The organism is Streptomyces sp. NPDC045026, from assembly GCF_056432625.1.
The window spans coordinates 24,375-39,755 of the sequence record NZ_JBWKIS010000001.1 but is presented as its reverse complement, the minus strand read 5'-3'; the positions used below and the strand labels follow the sequence as shown (position 1 = coordinate 39,755).

Below are 15,381 nucleotides of genomic sequence, written 5' to 3'. Positions count from 1 at the left end.
TCGAGAGAGCGGGGGCGGACCGTGAGCATCCCGGCCCGGCAGCACGGCGTCAATGCGTTGACCGGACAATTCAGACCAGCCCGGGGCTGCTCGGGGCTACTTGAGGGCCATGCGGATCCTTCTCTCCGCTCACTCTCCTCGAACGAACGTTAAGTGATGCCGCGAGGCTCCCGTATCCGCAGCAGCGCCTCCTGGACCACCGACGCGACGAGCCGCCCGTCCCGGTCCCAGAACTCCCCGTACGCCAGGGTGCGCCCGTCACCCGCCAGGCGGCTCCGGCAGGCGTACAGCAACCAGGTGTCGGCACGGAACGGGCGATGGAACCACATCGCGTGGTCGAGCGACGCGAGGACGACACCGGCCGGCCGCGGTTCCCCATAGGGCACGAGGGCCGTAGGGGCGAGCGGTGCGTCGGAGATGTACGCGAGGGCGCAGGCGTGCAGCGCGGGGTCGTCGGGGAGCGCTCCGACCGTGCGGAACCAGCCGAACCGTTCGATCTGGCCCTCGCCGGCCGCCCCCGCGTCCGGGCAAAGGACGCCCGGCACCTGCCGGTACTCCACCGCCGTACGCAGCGGATGTGTCGCCGGACGGGACGCGAAGCCGTCGTCCAGACCTTCGGGGTCCGGGACGTCCGGCATGCCGGGCTGCCGCCAACTCCCTTCCGGCTCGGGACGCTTGAAGGACACGCTCATCGTGAGCGCGTCCTTGCCGCCCTGGGTGGCGGTCACCTCGCGCACGGAGTAGCTCTGCCCGTCCCGCACCACGTCGGACTCGTAGCGCGCGGGGTGCTCGGGCGCGACGGGCCGCAGGAAATAGGCGTGCAGGGAGTGCGCGGCGCGGTCGTCCTCGACGGTGCGGTACGCCGCGGCGAGGGCCTGGCCCACGACCGCTCCGCCGTAGGCGCGCCGCGGCGCACGGCCGGCATGGCAGTACCCCTCGAAGACACCGGACCCGACATCCTCCAGGGCGAGGCGCTCCCCCTTACCCAGGGGACCGAAAGGCCGCGCCTGCTCCGGATCTCTGCTGATCATTCGTTAAGTGTCCAAGCCACGCACCCACCTGTCCACCCTTGGTGATCAGCGCACCCGCCCCAGCGGCTTCAGTGGTACCGCCGCGATCCTGACCCACCGCCCCCGAACACCGTCAGTGGCGCGTTACGGGTGGGGTACTTCGCGTCAAGCATCCGTCAGCGTGGGGGCCCGTCCCCGAACCGGCGGGCATAGCTTCGATGCAGCGCCCCGGCAGGTTCGGCCGGACTGCGCACGTCGCCTTCTTCGAGGAGCAGCACCATGTCTCCAGTCGAGCATTCCGAGGACCCGGAGCCCGCTGAACGCGTCCCGGCCGGACTTCTCCACGTCCCTGTCCGGCCGGGGCCCGCGGGCTGCACGGCCCGGTTCTTCCGCACACCTCTGGGCGGCCGCACGGCCGTCGGATTCACCTCGGCGGCCAAGCTCACCGCCACGCTGGGCACGGACCAGGCGAGTATCAGGCTCTCCGAACCCGCGTTGCGCGCACTCGGTGCGCCTCTCGGCGTCACCGCCCTGACCGTCGACCCGCCGCTCTCCGCCCCCGCGACCGACCGCACCACAGCGAAGATCCGTGAGCGCGAGAACTCCTGGCGCCGCTGGCATCCCCAGCATGTCGGCGCCCTGCGGGTGACCGGCGCCGCCGCCGTCGTCACGTGCCTGAACCTGCTGATCGGCTGAGGAGGGTCCATGTCAGTCCCCGTTTCGTCGCCCGTTTCATCGCCCCGCGCGGCCTCTTTTCCGTCATCGCTGCCCTCGCATGCCCAGGAACTGTCCCGGCTCCTGGGCGAAACCGACGGTCTGTCGGTCTGGCCCCGCTCCGCCCGCCTCGAGGCCGACGGGGACGTCCGCGCCGGCGGGGTCTCGCTCGCCGAGGCTGCCGAGCGCTTCGGCACCCCCGTCTACGTACTCGACGAGCAGGAGGTCCGAGAGCGCTGCCGCACCTACCGCACGGCCTTCCCCGAAGCCGACATCGTCTACGCGGCCAAGGCGTTCCTGTGCCGCGCGATGGCCCACTGGGTGCAGGAAGAAGGGCTGGGCCTCGACGTGTGCTCTGCCGGAGAGCTGGCGCTGGCCGTCACCACGGGGTTCCCGCCGGAGAAGATCGTGATGCACGGCAACGCCAAGAGCCCCGACGACCTGCGCACCGCTCTCCGCCTCGGGGTCGGACGCATCGCCGTGGACAGCGCCTCTGAGATAGCGCGTCTCGCCGCGCTCACACCCACCGGCACCCGCCAGAAGGTCATGGTGCGCGTGGTGCCCGGCATCGCGGCCGGCGGACACACCAAGATCCGTACCGGCACCGACGACCAGAAGTTCGGCCTGTCCATCACGGACGGATCCGCGCAGCACGCCGTCGCCCGGATACTCGACCAGCCGCACCTCGAACTCGTGGGCCTGCACTGCCACATCGGGTCGCAGATCGCCGCCGTGAAGCCGTACGTCGCTTCGGTACGGCGTGTGGTCGGCCTGATGGCCAGGATCCGCGACCAGCACGGCGTCGTCCTCCCCCAGCTGAACATCGGCGGCGGTCACGCCATCGCCTACCGGCCGGGCGAGGAGAGCATGAACGTCGGTGTCCTCGCGGGACGCGTCCGCGCCGAACTGGAGGAGGGCTGTGCCCGCGCCGGGCTGCCGGTGCCCCGGCTCACTCTGGAGCCGGGCCGGGCGATCGTGGGGCCCGCCGGGGTCGCCGTCTACCGGGTCCTCGCGGTCAAGCGCACCGGGAACCACACCTTCGTCGCCGTCGACGGCGGCATGAGCGACAACCCCAGGCCCGCGCTGTACGGGGTGCGTTACGCGCCGCGGCTCATCGGCCGCCCCTCCAGCGCCCCGCCCCGGCTGATGACCGTCGTGGGCCGGCACTGCGAAGCGGGCGACATCCTGGCGGACGAGGTGGCGCTCCCTGGAGACGTACGCCCCGGCGATCTCCTCGCCGTCCCCGCCGCCGGCGCCTATCACCTGTCAATGGCCTCCGGTTACAACCTCGTCGGCCGCCCGCCCGTCGTCGCGGTGTCCGACGGCATCGCTCGCGTCCTCGTACGCCGTGAATCGCTGGACGACATGAGCCGCAGGGACGTCGGCCTGTAGGCCCGAGTCCCGTATCCGTCCCCATGGATGCGGTCTCCGCCAAAGGCTCGTCCAGGCGGAGACCGCTCGGCGTATGGGCCTTCAGATGCTCAGCCGGTACGGCACCACGCACACGACGACATCGGTGCGCGCCCTGAGCGTGGCCGCGAGCAGGAGGCCGCGCTGGTTCTGGAGGATCTGGTAGCGGCGGTGGAGGGGCTCCACCTCGGGAATGAGGACGGCGATCTGCCGTCCTCCCTCCGCCGCCCGCTGGACGTAGTCGATGACGGGCTGCACGAGCGAACGATTCGGACTGTCGATGATCTCCAGTCGGACGCCGGGCTGCCAGCGGGCCCAACTCTCCTTCAGTTCAAGGGCCTTGGCGGGATCACTGTGCACGGCGACGGCGACGACATCGCGTCCGAGTGCGCGGGCGGCCGTCAGCGCGTGCTGGGTGAGCTTGCTGACCTCGCCGACCGGCACGATCACGAGGGAATCGGTGACACGCACCGGAGGCGGCACCTCCCCGAGCCCCAGCTCCCGGCCGACCGCCGTGTAGTAGCGCTGGACGCGGGCGAACAACAACATGAGCAGCGGCACCGCGACGACCACCACCCAGGCACCCTCCAGGAACTTACTGGCCAGCAGGACGACGAGCGCCACCGCGGTCAGCACCGCGCCGACCCCGTTGAGCACAGCACGCCGTAGCCAGCCGGGCGGCCGTTCGCCCGCCCAGTGCCGTACGAGCCCGACCTGGCTGATGGTGAAGCCGATGAACACCCCGATCGCGAACAGCGGGATCATGCGGTGCGTGTCGGCGTTCACCGCGATCAGCAGCAGCGCCGCGAGTACGGCGAGGGCCACAACTCCCCACCGGTAGACGGGGCGTTCCGTGCGCAGCCCGAACAGGTGCGGCAGGCGGTGGTCCTTGGCGAGCAGACTCATCAGGACGGGCAGGCCGCCGAAACTCGTGTTCGCGGCGAACGCGAGGGCAAGGGTAACGATGAGGTTGGTCGCGTAGTACGGCCAACCCGTCCCGTACGAGCCGGCCGTGAGCTGCGCGAGGACGGTCACGCCGCCGCGCGGCGCCACATGGTCACGGCGGATCAGTACGGCCAGCCCGATCAGCATCAGGCCGAGCAGCGCACCCAGCATCAGCTCGGTGCGCTGCGCCCGCTTCACGCGCGGCGCGCGGAAGGCAGGCACGCCATTGGCGATGGCCTCCACACCGGTCAGCGCCGAGCAGCCGGAGGAGAAGGCCTTCAGGAGCAGCAGCACCCCCAACGCCTCGGTGGCATGGACGGGTTGGGCGGTCCCCACGACCTCCGCGGGGTGGCTGCGCAGCAGACCGAAGACGACGATGCCGAGGATGCTCACGATGAACAGCACGGTGGGCAGCATCAGCACCCGGGCGCTCTCCGCCACGCCCCGCAGATTCACGAGGGTGAGCAGCGCGAGCCCGGCGAGACACATTTCGAGCAGATACGAGCCCAGCGAGGGAAAGGCCGAGGCGAGACTGGCCGCGCCCGCCGCCAGGCTGACGGTCACGGTCAGCACGTAGTCCACGACGAGACTGGCCGCCGCGAGGTAGCTCGTCCTGGGGCCGAGGTCCTTCTTCGCCACCGCGTAGGCGCCACCGCCGTCCGGGTGAACGGCGATCACCTGCCCGTACGAGACGACGAGCACCGCCAGCAGTGCGGCGATGACCAGCGTGACCGGCAGTGTGGCGGTCAGGGCGCCGGTACCGGCGGCGATCAGAACGAGCACGATGGCCTCGGGTCCGTACGCGACCGAACTCAGCGCGTCCAGGGAAAGGGCTGCGAGACCTTCGAGACTGGTGAGGTGGTGGCGCTCGCCTTCCCCCGGTCGCAACGGAACTCTCGGCCGCAGTTCGCGGCGGGCCAAACCGAACGCCATGGGGACCTCGCGGTGCAGGGTGCAGCGGGATGAAAGCCGTTTCGAGGTCAGTGTGACCGGGCCCCCACGGCGGGGCGCGTCAAGGACGCGCCAAGGCCTCACGCCGCGGCGGTGAGGCCCTAGGAGGTGGCGGTCGCAGGGAGGTCGGGGCGGGTCGGACCGAGGCCGGTCGCGGTCGGCAGGGTGAGGACCATGGTGAGGCCGCCGCCGGGGGTGTCCTCGGCGCTCAGCGTGCCGCCCATCGCCTCGGCGAAGCCGCGGGCGACCGCGAGGCCGAGGCCGACGCCCGCCCCGCCGGGGGCGTCGCCGTAGCGCTGGAAGGGCTCGAAGATATGGTCCTTGGCCTCGTCGGGGACGCCTGGGCCGCGGTCCACCACCCGCACCTCCACCCGGTCGGCGATGGCGCTCGCGGACACCAGGACGCGCTCGCCGGAAGGGCTGTACTTCACCGAGTTCTCCACCAGGTTGGCGACCGACCGCTCGAGCAGGCCAGGGTCGACGGTGACCATCGGCAGGGTCTCCGGGATCTCCAGCTCCACGCTGCCCTCGGGAACCCCGCCGAGCGCCATCGGCACCACCTCGTCGAGGTCGATCTCGCGGATCAGCGGAGTGACCGTGCCGGTCTGCAGCCGGGACATGTCCAGCAAGTTCCCCACCAGATGGTCGAGGCGGTCGGCCCCCTCCTCGATGCCCTCGAGCAGTTCCGCGTGGTCCTCCTCGGACCAGGCCACGTCGTCGGACCTCAGTGAAGAGACCGCCGCCTTGATTCCGGCCAGTGGCGTACGCAGGTCGTGGCTGACGGCGGCCAGCAGCGCGGTGCGGATGCGGTTGCCCTCGGCCAGCGTGCGGGACTGGTCTGCCTGGGACTGCAGCCGCTGACGGTCCAGGACCACCGCGGCCTGGGCGGCGAAAGCGGCCAGGACCCGCCGGTCCTCGGCCGGCAGCACTCGCCCGGACAGCGCCAGCGCCATGCGGTCACCGACCGGCATGTCGACATCCGCGTCCTCCGGACGTTCGACCGCCGCTGCCGTACCCACGCTGCCCGCGCAGGTCCACGGCTCCGCGTCGCCGGCCCGCTCGAGCAGCGCCACCGACTCCATGCCGAAGGTCTCCCGGACCCGTTCGAGCAACGCCTCCAGGCTGGTCTCTCCGCGCAGCACGCTGCCCGCGAGGAAGGAGAGGATCTCCGACTCGGCGCGCAGCCGGGCCGCCTGATGGGTACGCCGGGCGGCGAGGTCCACCACGGAGGCCACCGACACGGCGACGCCGACGAAGATGGCGATGGCGACGATGTTCTTGGGATCGGCGATCGTCAGGGTGTGGACGGGTGGGGTGAAGAACCAGTTCAGCAGCAGGGAACCCACGAGCGCCGACGCGAGCGCCGGGTAGAGCCCGCCCAGCAGGGCCGCGGCCACCGTCAGCGTGAGGTACAGCAGCATGTCGTTGGCCAGGCCGACTTCGGGGGCGACGCCGGTGAGCAGCAGCGTGAGGAGGGCGGGACCGGCCACACCCGTCAGCCAGCCCAGGATGACCCGGGACCGGCCGAGGCGCGCGGTCCGGGCGACCGGCAGTCCGCGCCCCTTTCCCGCCTCGTCGTGCGTGATCAGGTGGACGTCCAGGTCGGGGCCCGATTCCCGGGCGACGGTGGCGCCGACACCCGGCCCGAAGACGTACTGCCAGCCCTTGCGGCGGGACACCCCCAGAACGATCTGGGTGGCGTTGACGCCGCGCGCGAAGTCCAGGAGCGCGGTCGGGATGTCGTCCCCGATGACGTGGTGGAAGGTTCCGCCCAGGTCCTCCACGAGGGTTCGCTGGACGACCAGCTCCTTCGGTGACGCGGAGGTCAGCCCGTCGCTGCGGGCGATGTAGACGGCCAGCACCTCACCGCCCGCGCCCTTCTCCGCGAGCCGCGCGGCACGGCGGATCAGCGTACGGCCCTCGGGGCCACCCGTCAGACCCACGACGATCCGCTCGCGCGAACCCCAGATCTTCGAGACCTGGTGCGCGCTGCGGTACTCGGTCAGATAGGCGTCCACCCGGTCCGCCACCCACAGCAGGGCCAGTTCGCGCAGGGCGGTCAGGTTGCCGGGGCGGAAGTAGTTCGACAGTGCCGCGTCGACCTTGTCGGGCTTGTAGATGTTTCCGTGCGCCATCCGTCGGCGCAGGGCGGGCGGCGACATGTCGACCAGCTCGATCTGGTCGGCCCGTCGTACGACCTCGTCCGGGACGGTCTCGCGCTGCCGGATGCCGGTGATCGACTCGACGACGTCGCCGAGCGACTCCAGGTGCTGGATGTTGACGGTCGAGATGACGTCGATGCCGGCCGCGAGGAGTTCCTCGACGTCCTGCCAGCGCTTGGCGTTGCGCGAGCCCGGGATGTTCGTGTGCGCGAGTTCATCGACCAGGGCCACCCGGGGACGCCGGGCGAGCACCGTGTCGACGTCCATCTCCGTGAAGACGCTGCCGCGGTACTCGAGTTCCTTGCGCACGACCTGCTCCAGGCCGTGCAACATCACCTCGGTGCGCGGCCGGTCGTGGTGCTCCACGAAGCCCACCACACAGTCGGTCCCCCTCTCGACGCGACGGTGCGCCTCGGACAGCATCGCGTACGTCTTCCCGACGCCCGGCGCCGCACCGAGGTATATCCGAAGCTTGCCGCGTGCCATCTTCTCGTCTCTTCGTCTCTACGGGCGGAGGCTGTAGGAGTGCTGGGGCCGGTTCACGAACGCTCGGTTCAGTTCTCGAAGCGGTATCCCATGCCGGGCTCGGTGATGAGGTGGCGCGGGTGGGCGGGGTCCGTCTCCAACTTGCGCCGCAGCTGGGCCATGTAGACGCGCAGATAGTTGGTCTTGCTGCTCTGGGACGCGCCCCAGACCTCCTGGAGCAGGTGCTTCTGGGTGATGAGCCGCCCAGGGTTGGTGACCAGGATCTCCAGCAGGTGCCATTCGGTCGGGGTGAGGCGTACGTCGTGTCCGCCTCGCCTGGCCTTCTTGGCGAGCAGGTCGATGGAGAACTCGTCGGTCGTGACGAGGACGACGTCGGGGGCGAGCGGAGCGGCTTCGGTGCGGCGGACGGCCGCCCGCAGGCGGGCCAGCAGTTCGTCCATGCTGAACGGTTTGGTGATGTAGTCGTCAGCACCCGCGTCGAGTGCGGCGACCTTTTCGTCCGAAGCGCGGCGGGCGGAGAGCACCAGGATCGGTACCCGGGTCCAGCCGCGCAGGGCCTTGATGACGTCCGTGCCGTCCATGTCGGGCAGGCCCAGGTCGAGTACGACCACGTCGGGCTGGCGCGCGGCGGCAAGGCGCAGTGCGGTGGCTCCGTCGGGAGCCGGGTCCACTCCGTATCGGCGGGCCTGCAGGTTGATCACGAGGGCCCGGACGAGCTGAGGATCGTCCTCCACCACCAGCACCCGGGTCATGAGTGTGCGCCTCTCCTCTTGCACGGAAGGTCGGAGCCTGCGGAACCGGCTTCATGGTTACGGGAGTTGACGGATCGGGGGCGCGCCCCGTCCGCCAACTCCCGCTCGGTGCGTATAACGCCATCAGCTCTTCGCCACGAGTCCCTTGAGCGCGATGTTGAGTTCGAGGACGTTCACGCGGGGCTCACCCATGAAGCCGGCGATGCGTCCGTCGGTGTGCTCGTCCACCAGTTTGTGCACCTGGGCGACGGAGAGGTGGTTCTTCTCCGCGATCCGGTGGACCTGGAGGTCGGCGTACGCCGGGGAGATGTCCGGGTCGAGGCCTGAGCCGGAGGACGTCACCGCGTCGGCGGGGACATCGGAGGGCTTGACCGTGTAGCCGCCGACCGAGTTGTCCTTGATGACGGCTGCCTTGGCGGCCAGCACCTGGGCACAGAGGGTGCCCTCCTCCGACTTCGCCGTGCACTTCCCGTTGATCGCACCGTTGTCCCCGGACAGGTTGGTGGCACCGGAAAGGATCAGCTTGTACTGGGTGTTGACGCTGTTGGTACCCAGACCGTTGGAGGGGCGCGGCTGGAACCACTTCAGGTCCGGTTCCGCGGTCTCCTGGCCCTTCTTCAGCGGCAGGTCGTAGCGCTGCCCGATGAGGGACGAGCCCACCACCTTGCCCTCGGAGCTGATCTCGGAGCCGTTGGCCTTGTCGTGGAACAGGGCCTGTGCGACCCCGGTGACGGCGAGGGGATAGATCACGCCGCACACGACGGTCAGGACGAGCAGGGCCCGCAGGCCGGCCCACAGCAACCGGCCGGTGTTCGTAACCGAGTTGTTCATGGTGATCAGCCGATTCCGGGGATGAGGGAGATGATGAGGTCGATGATCTTGATGCCGATGAAGGGGGCCACGAGACCGCCGAGCCCGTAGATCCCGAGGTTGCGGCGGAGCAGCTTGTCGGCACTCACCGGCCGGTACTGGACGCCTCTCAGGGCGAGCGGTACGAGCCCGATGATGATGAGCGCGTTGAAGATGACCGCGGACAGGATCGCGGAGTCGGGCGAGGACAGCTGCATGATGTTGAGCTTGTCCAGGCCCGGGTAGACCGCCGCGAACAGCGCCGGGATGATCGCGAAGTACTTCGCGACGTCGTTGGCGATCGAGAACGTCGTCAACGCGCCCCGGGTGATGAGGAGTTGCTTGCCGATCTCGACGATCTCGATGAGCTTGGTCGGGTTGGAGTCGAGGTCGACCATGTTGCCGGCCTCCTTCGCGGCCGACGTGCCCGTGTTCATCGCCACGCCGACATCCGCCTGCGCGAGCGCCGGGGCGTCGTTGGTGCCGTCACCGGTCATCGCGACGAGCTTGCCGCCCGCCTGCTCCCGCTTGATCAGCGCCATCTTGTCCTCGGGAGTCGCCTCCGCGAGGAAGTCGTCCACGCCCGCCTCCTCGGCGATCGCCTTGGCCGTCAGCGGGTTGTCGCCCGTGATCATGACGGTCTTGATGCCCATGCGGCGCAACTCGTCGAACCGCTCGCGCATGCCCTCCTTGACGACGTCCTTGAGGTGGATGACGCCCAGCACGCGGGCGCCCTTGTCGTCCTCGACGGCGACCAGGAGCGGCGTGCCGCCGGCCTCGGAGATCCGGTTGGCCAGGGTGTCCGCGTCATCCGAGATGGTGCCGCCCTGTTCCTGGACCCAGGTGATGACCGAACCGGCCGCGCCCTTGCGGATCTTGCGTCCGTCGACATCCACGCCCGACATGCGGGTCTGGGCGGTGAAGGCGATCCATTCGGCGCCGGCCAGCTCGCCCTGGTGGCGTTCGCGCAGCCCGTACTTCTCCTTGGCGAGGACCACGATGGAGCGGCCCTCGGGCGTCTCGTCGGCCAGCGAGGACAGCTGCGCCGCGTCCGCGACCTCGGCCTCTCTGGTACCGGTCACCGGCACGAACTCGGAGGCCTGGCGGTTGCCGAGTGTGATGGTGCCCGTCTTGTCGAGCAGCAGGGTCGACACGTCGCCCGCGGCCTCGACCGCCCGGCCGGACATGGCGAGGACGTTGCGCTGGACCAGGCGGTCCATCCCCGCGATGCCGATCGCGGAGAGCAGCGCGCCGATCGTCGTCGGGATGAGGCAGACCAGCAGGGCCACCAGGACGACCATGCTGAGGTGCTTGCCCGCGTAGTCCGCGAACGGCGGCAGTGTGGCGCACGCGAGCAGGAAGACGATGGTGAGGGACGCGAGAAGGATGTTCAGCGCGATCTCGTTGGGCGTCTTCTGGCGCGCGGCGCCCTCGACCAGAGCGATCATGCGGTCGATGAACGTCTCACCGGGCTTCGTCGTGATCTTGATGACGATGCGGTCGGAGAGGACCTTCGTGCCGCCGGTGACCGCGGACCGGTCGCCGCCGGACTCGCGGATGACGGGCGCAGACTCACCCGTGATCGCCGACTCGTCGACGCTCGCGACACCCTCGACGACGTCACCGTCGCCGGGGATGATGTCGCCCGCCTCGCACACCACCAGGTCACCGATGGTCAGCGCGGTGCCCGGCACCTGCTCCTCGCCCGTGCCGTCCTTGGACAGGCGGCGGGCAACGGTGTCGGTCTTGGCCTTGCGCAGAGTGTCCGCCTGCGCCTTGCCGCGGCCCTCGGCCACCGCCTCCGCCAGGTTCGCGAAGATCACGGTGAGCCACAGCCACGCGCTGATCGCCCAGCCGAACCAGTCGGACGGGTCCTTGAACGAGAACACCGTCGTCAGGACCGAACCGACGAGCACCACGAACATGACGGGCGACTTGACCATGACGCGCGGGTCGAGCTTGCGGCAGGCGTCCGGCAAGGACTTCAGCAGTTGCTTCGGGTCGAAAACACCCGCGCCGACACGTCCGTCGTCCTTGTGACCGGTCGGCACATCGCTGTGCGGCGCGCGGGTCGGAGTGGCTGTGGACATCGCGTCCTCGTCGTTTTCTGTACGGGTCTTCGCTGTGCGAGCGGTCATGACGCCAGTCCTTCCGCGAGCGGGCCGAGGGCCAGGGCGGGGAAGTACGTCAGACCGGTGACGATCAGGATCGTGCCGACGAGCAGCCCGGTGAACAGCGGCTTCTCGGTGCGCAGGGTGCCGGCCGTGGCGGGGACGGGCTTCTGCTCGGCGAGCGAGCCCGCGAGCGCCAGGACGAACACCATCGGCAGGAACCGGCCGAGCAGCATCGCGAGCCCGATCGTGGTGTTGAACCACTGCGTGTCCGCGCTCAGACCGGCGAACGCCGAGCCGTTGTTGTTGGCGCCCGACGTGAACGCGTAAAGGATCTCCGAGAAACCATGCGCCCCGGAGTTGAGCATCGAGTGCGGCGGCGTGGGCAGAGCCATCGAGACCGCCGTGAACACCAGGACGAGCGCGGGGGTGATGAGGATGTAGCAGGCCGCGAACTTGATCTCGCGAGTGCCGATCTTCTTGCCCAGGTACTCGGGCGTACGGCCGACCATCAGGCCCGCGATGAACACCGCGATGATCGCCATGATCAGCATGCCGTAGAGCCCCGAACCAGTGCCACCAGGTGCGATCTCACCCAGCTGCATGCCCAGCATCGTGATGCCGCCACCGAACCCGGTGAACGAGGAGTGGAAGGAGTCCACCGCACCCGTCGACGTCAGGGTGGTCGCCACCGCGAAGATCGACGAGCCACCGACCCCGAAGCGGTTCTCCTTGCCCTCCATCGCGCCGCCCGCGATGTCGAACGCCGGGGCGCCGTGGTGGAACTCGGTCCACATCATCAGGGCCGTGAAGCCGATCCAGATCGTCACCATCGTCGCGAGGATCGCGTAGCCCTGCTTGAGGGAGCCGACCATGCGCCCGAAGGTGCGGGTGATCGCGAACGGGATGACGAGGATCAGGAAGATCTCGAAGAGGTTCGTGAAGCCGTTGGGGTTCTCGAAGGGGTGGGCGCTGTTGGCGTTGAAGTAGCCACCGCCGTTGGTTCCCAGCTCCTTGATCGCCTCCTGCGAGGCGACCGCGCCACCGTTCCACTGCTGCGAGCCGCCCATGAACTGGCCGACCTCGTGGATGCCCGCGAAGTTCTGGATCGCGCCGCACGCCACGAGGACGATCGCGCCGATCACCGAGATCGGGATCAGGATGCGGACCGTGCCGCGCACCAGGTCGGACCAGAAGTTGCCCAGCTCACCGGTACGGGAACGAGCGAAGCCCCGTACGAGGGCCACGGCCACCGCGATGCCGACGGCCGCGGAGACGAAGTTCTGCACCGCGAGCCCGGCCGTCTGGACGACGTGGCCCATGGCCTGCTCGCCGTAGTACGACTGCCAGTTGGTGTTCGAGACGAACGAGGCAGCCGTGTTGAACGCCTGGTCCGGATCGATGGACGAAAAGCCGAGCGAGCCCGGCAGCGAGCCCTGAAGGCGCTGGAGCAGATAGAGGAACAGCACGCTCATGGCCGAGAAGGCCAGCACACCGCGGAGGTATGCCATCCAGCGCATCTCGGTGTTCGGATTGGCGCCGATGCCCTTGTAGATCCACTTCTCGACACGCAGGTGCTTGTCGGAGGAGTAGACCCTGGCCATGTAGTCGCCGAGGGGACGGTAGGCAAGTGCCAGTGCCGCTATCAGGGCGAGCAGCTGGAGCACGCCGGCGAGGACGGGACTCATATCGCTTCTCAGAACCTCTCCGGAAAGATCAGGGCGAGGACGAGATAGCCCAGCAGGGCGACGGCCACGATCAGGCCGACGATGTTTTCGGCAGTCACAGCTTCGTCACCCCCTTGGCGACGAGCGCCACCAGCGCGAACACCGCGATCGTGGTGACAACGAAGGCCAGGTCGGCCATCGCGAGCTCCTAGATGAGGTTCGGATTGAACGGACGACTAGAGGAAACCGCCTTTCTGGCCGAATTCGAGCGTCGTTGACGCCTCCCATACGGAGGCGTGCACGCCTTTGACGGAACTCTTACGGAGGCTCATCCATTCACCTGATCCAATCGGGACATTCTCCGCAAAACGCCAATGGCCCGCACCAGCGAGGTGCGGGCCATCAGGAGTGAAGGGCGTCAGGAGATGCGGAACCGAAGCCTGCAGATCACCGCGTCCGTGTCCTTGCGTACGGCGTGGGCGACGACCGCGCCCCGTTGGTTCTGCAGCAGCCGCTGCCACAGCCGGTCGGGCTCGACCTCGGCGATCAGCACGGTCACCCGGGTGCCGCTCTCGGCGGCAGCCGTCTCGCCCACGTACGCGGCGACAGGGCGGCCCAGGGCGCGACGCTGCGAGGTGAGCTGGATCAGCGGCACCCCGGGGTTCCACAGCGCCCAGTCGCGCACCAGGGCCTCGGCCTGCGCGCGGTCCTCGGCGTCCGGGTGGCAGACGGTCACCGCGCGCACCTCGTCGCCGAGTGAGGAGGCCGCGTTGAGCGCCTCACAGGTCAGGCGCGACAGGTTCGACACGGGGACGACGACGACGGAGCGGTCGCGGTGCGGCGGCGAGGGGATGCGCCCGAGGCCCAGCCGTTCCCCGATCCGCGCGTACGCCCGGTGCACCGTCTCGAAGGCCACGACCAGCAGCGGCAGCGCGATCACGATCAGCCAGGCGCCGTCCTCGAACTTGGTGGCGGTCACGACGACCGCGGAGACACCGGTGAGCACCGCTCCAAAGCCGTTCAGGACCGCCTTGCCCCGCCAGTTCCTCCCCCGCTGCTCACGCCAGTGCCGGACCATCCCGACCTGGGCGATCGTGAATCCGATGAAGACGCCGATGGCGAACAGCGGCACGAGGGTGTTGGTGTCGCCGCCGGAGAAGACCAGGAGGGCGGCCGAGACGGCGGCCAGGGTCAGGACTCCGTGCCGGTGGACCTGGCGGTCCGCCTTCAGCGCGAAGACGTGCGGGAGGTAGTTGTCACGGGCCAGCAGCTTCAGCAGGACCGGAAGTCCGCCGAAGGAGGTGTTCGCGGACAGCGCCAGCAGGATCATCGTCGCGAACTGGATGACGTAGAAAGCCCAGTTGTGGCCCAGCGAGGCGTCCGCGAGTTGCGCGAGGACGGTGACGCCCTCGACCGGCTGGAGGTGGAAGCGCGAGATCAGGGCCGACAGGCCGATCAGCATCACGCCGAGTACGGCGCCGAGGGCGACCTCCGCGCGCTGGGCCCGGCGCACGCGCGGGACGCGGAAGGACGGCACGGCGTTGGCGAGGGCCTCGACGCCGGTGAGGGCACTGCATCCGGACGCGAAGGCCTTCAGCAGGAGCAGGGCGCCGACGGTGGTGGCGTTGTCCGCGAGCGCGGAGACGTGGCCCTCGGCGGCCGCCGTGCTGACGGGCGCGGACCGGAAGAGACCGACGGCGATGAGCACCAGGATCGAGACGACGAACACGGCCGTCGGCACGATGAAGGCCCTCGCCGACTCGACGATGCCGCGCAGGTTCACGCCCGTGATCAGGACGAGCACGGCGAGACATATCCACAGTCTGTCGTCGTACAACTCCGGAAAGGCCGAGGTCAGAGCGGCCACACCGGCCGTGACGGCCACCGCCACGTTGAGCACGTAGTCCAGGACCAGCGAGGCCGCGGCCACCAGGCTCGTACGGGCGCCCAGGTGGGTCTTGGCCACCGCGTACGAGCCGCCGCCGTCCGGGAACGCGGCGATCACCTGCCGGTACGAGGCCACGAGCACCGCGAGCAGACCGGCTATCGCGAGCGTGACGGGCAGGGTGAAACCGAGCCCGTGTGCCCCCGCGGCGGCCAGCACCAGAACGATCGCCTCGGGGCCGTAGGCCACCGACGCCATCGCGTCGAGGGACAGGGCGGCCAGACCGGTCACAGCGGTGAGCCGGTGGCGCTCGCCTGTATCCGGGGGCTCCTCAGCGGCAGGGGCGGCGCCGGACTCGGCGGTCAGGACAGACATGGGGCACGTGCTCCTTAGGAGATGAAAGACCCACGTACACGGGGAGGCGCTACACGGGTGCAAC

11 protein-coding genes are annotated in these 15,381 nt (G+C 69.5%); 2 read left to right on the top strand and 9 right to left on the bottom strand.

Going from position 1 to position 15,381, the window contains the following annotated elements:
* Positions 1-149 precede the first annotated feature (149 nt).
* Positions 150-1,031 carry an acyl-CoA thioesterase gene (locus AC07EJ_RS00175; RefSeq protein ID WP_389489035.1) on the bottom strand — a complete coding sequence of 294 codons (882 nt, stop codon included), beginning with the start codon at positions 1,029-1,031 and terminating at the stop codon, positions 150-152.
* A 258-nt stretch (positions 1,032-1,289) separates the two neighbouring features.
* Here AC07EJ_RS00175 and AC07EJ_RS00170 point away from each other — a divergent pair, with 258 nt between their 5' ends.
* Entirely contained in the window at positions 1,290-1,706 is a 417-nt protein-coding gene (locus tag AC07EJ_RS00170) for an SAV_915 family protein (RefSeq protein WP_389489037.1), read from the top strand.
* Between the two features lie 9 nt (positions 1,707-1,715).
* Positions 1,716-3,116: a diaminopimelate decarboxylase gene (lysA, locus tag AC07EJ_RS00165; RefSeq protein ID WP_389489039.1), complete on the top strand. Its 1,401-nt coding sequence runs from the start codon at positions 1,716-1,718 to the stop codon at positions 3,114-3,116.
* Between the two features lie 81 nt (positions 3,117-3,197).
* Here lysA and AC07EJ_RS00160 read toward each other — a convergent pair whose 3' ends face one another.
* From AC07EJ_RS00160 to AC07EJ_RS00125, 8 genes are all read right to left on the bottom strand, one after another.
* Complete coding sequence (locus AC07EJ_RS00160) at positions 3,198-5,012, bottom strand: APC family permease (RefSeq protein ID WP_389489041.1); 1,815 nt, start codon at positions 5,010-5,012, stop codon at positions 3,198-3,200.
* Positions 5,013-5,131: 119 nt separating this feature from the next.
* Entirely contained in the window at positions 5,132-7,678 is a 2,547-nt protein-coding gene (locus tag AC07EJ_RS00155) for a DUF4118 domain-containing protein (RefSeq protein ID WP_478883395.1), read from the bottom strand.
* Between the two features lie 68 nt (positions 7,679-7,746).
* Positions 7,747-8,430, bottom strand: coding sequence for a response regulator (locus tag AC07EJ_RS00150; RefSeq protein WP_389489046.1), 684 nt, complete (start codon positions 8,428-8,430; stop codon positions 7,747-7,749).
* Between the two features lie 123 nt (positions 8,431-8,553).
* Positions 8,554-9,261, bottom strand: coding sequence for a potassium-transporting ATPase subunit C (locus tag AC07EJ_RS00145; protein ID WP_389489049.1), 708 nt, complete (start codon positions 9,259-9,261; stop codon positions 8,554-8,556).
* 5 nt (positions 9,262-9,266) lie between these two features.
* Positions 9,267-11,417 carry a potassium-transporting ATPase subunit KdpB gene (gene kdpB, locus AC07EJ_RS00140; RefSeq protein WP_389489052.1) on the bottom strand — a complete coding sequence of 717 codons (2,151 nt, stop codon included), beginning with the start codon at positions 11,415-11,417 and terminating at the stop codon, positions 9,267-9,269.
* Positions 11,414-13,078, bottom strand: coding sequence for a potassium-transporting ATPase subunit KdpA (gene kdpA, locus AC07EJ_RS00135; RefSeq protein ID WP_389489055.1), 1,665 nt, complete (start codon positions 13,076-13,078; stop codon positions 11,414-11,416). The genes kdpB and kdpA overlap by 4 nt, the downstream gene beginning before the upstream one ends.
* 8 nt (positions 13,079-13,086) lie before the next feature.
* Entirely contained in the window at positions 13,087-13,176 is a 90-nt protein-coding gene (kdpF, locus tag AC07EJ_RS00130) for a K(+)-transporting ATPase subunit F (protein WP_037659531.1), read from the bottom strand.
* Positions 13,177-13,475: 299 nt separating this feature from the next.
* A complete protein-coding gene (locus AC07EJ_RS00125; protein ID WP_389489057.1) occupies positions 13,476-15,317 on the bottom strand; it encodes an APC family permease in 1,842 nt (613 codons plus the stop codon).
* Between the last annotated feature and the right edge of the window lie 64 nt (positions 15,318-15,381).

Excerpts from the sequence above, each read along its gene's own strand:
- AC07EJ_RS00150 (WP_389489046.1), bottom strand. The coding sequence starts at position 8,430 with ATGACCCGGGTGCTGGTGGTGGAGGACGATCCTCAGCTCGTCCGGGCC.
- AC07EJ_RS00175 (WP_389489035.1), bottom strand. The coding sequence starts at position 1,031 with ATGATCAGCAGAGATCCGGAGCAGGCGCGGCCTTTCGGTCCCCTGGGT.
- AC07EJ_RS00155 (WP_478883395.1), bottom strand. The coding sequence starts at position 7,678 with ATGGCACGCGGCAAGCTTCGGATATACCTCGGTGCGGCGCCGGGCGTC.
- AC07EJ_RS00170 (WP_389489037.1), top strand. The coding sequence starts at position 1,290 with ATGTCTCCAGTCGAGCATTCCGAGGACCCGGAGCCCGCTGAACGCGTC.
- kdpB (WP_389489052.1), bottom strand. The coding sequence starts at position 11,417 with ATGACCGCTCGCACAGCGAAGACCCGTACAGAAAACGACGAGGACGCG.
- AC07EJ_RS00160 (WP_389489041.1), bottom strand. The coding sequence starts at position 5,012 with ATGGCGTTCGGTTTGGCCCGCCGCGAACTGCGGCCGAGAGTTCCGTTG.
- lysA (WP_389489039.1), top strand. The coding sequence starts at position 1,716 with ATGTCAGTCCCCGTTTCGTCGCCCGTTTCATCGCCCCGCGCGGCCTCT.
- AC07EJ_RS00145 (WP_389489049.1), bottom strand. The coding sequence starts at position 9,261 with ATGAACAACTCGGTTACGAACACCGGCCGGTTGCTGTGGGCCGGCCTG.
- kdpA (WP_389489055.1), bottom strand. The coding sequence starts at position 13,078 with ATGAGTCCCGTCCTCGCCGGCGTGCTCCAGCTGCTCGCCCTGATAGCG.
- AC07EJ_RS00125 (WP_389489057.1), bottom strand. The coding sequence starts at position 15,317 with ATGTCTGTCCTGACCGCCGAGTCCGGCGCCGCCCCTGCCGCTGAGGAG.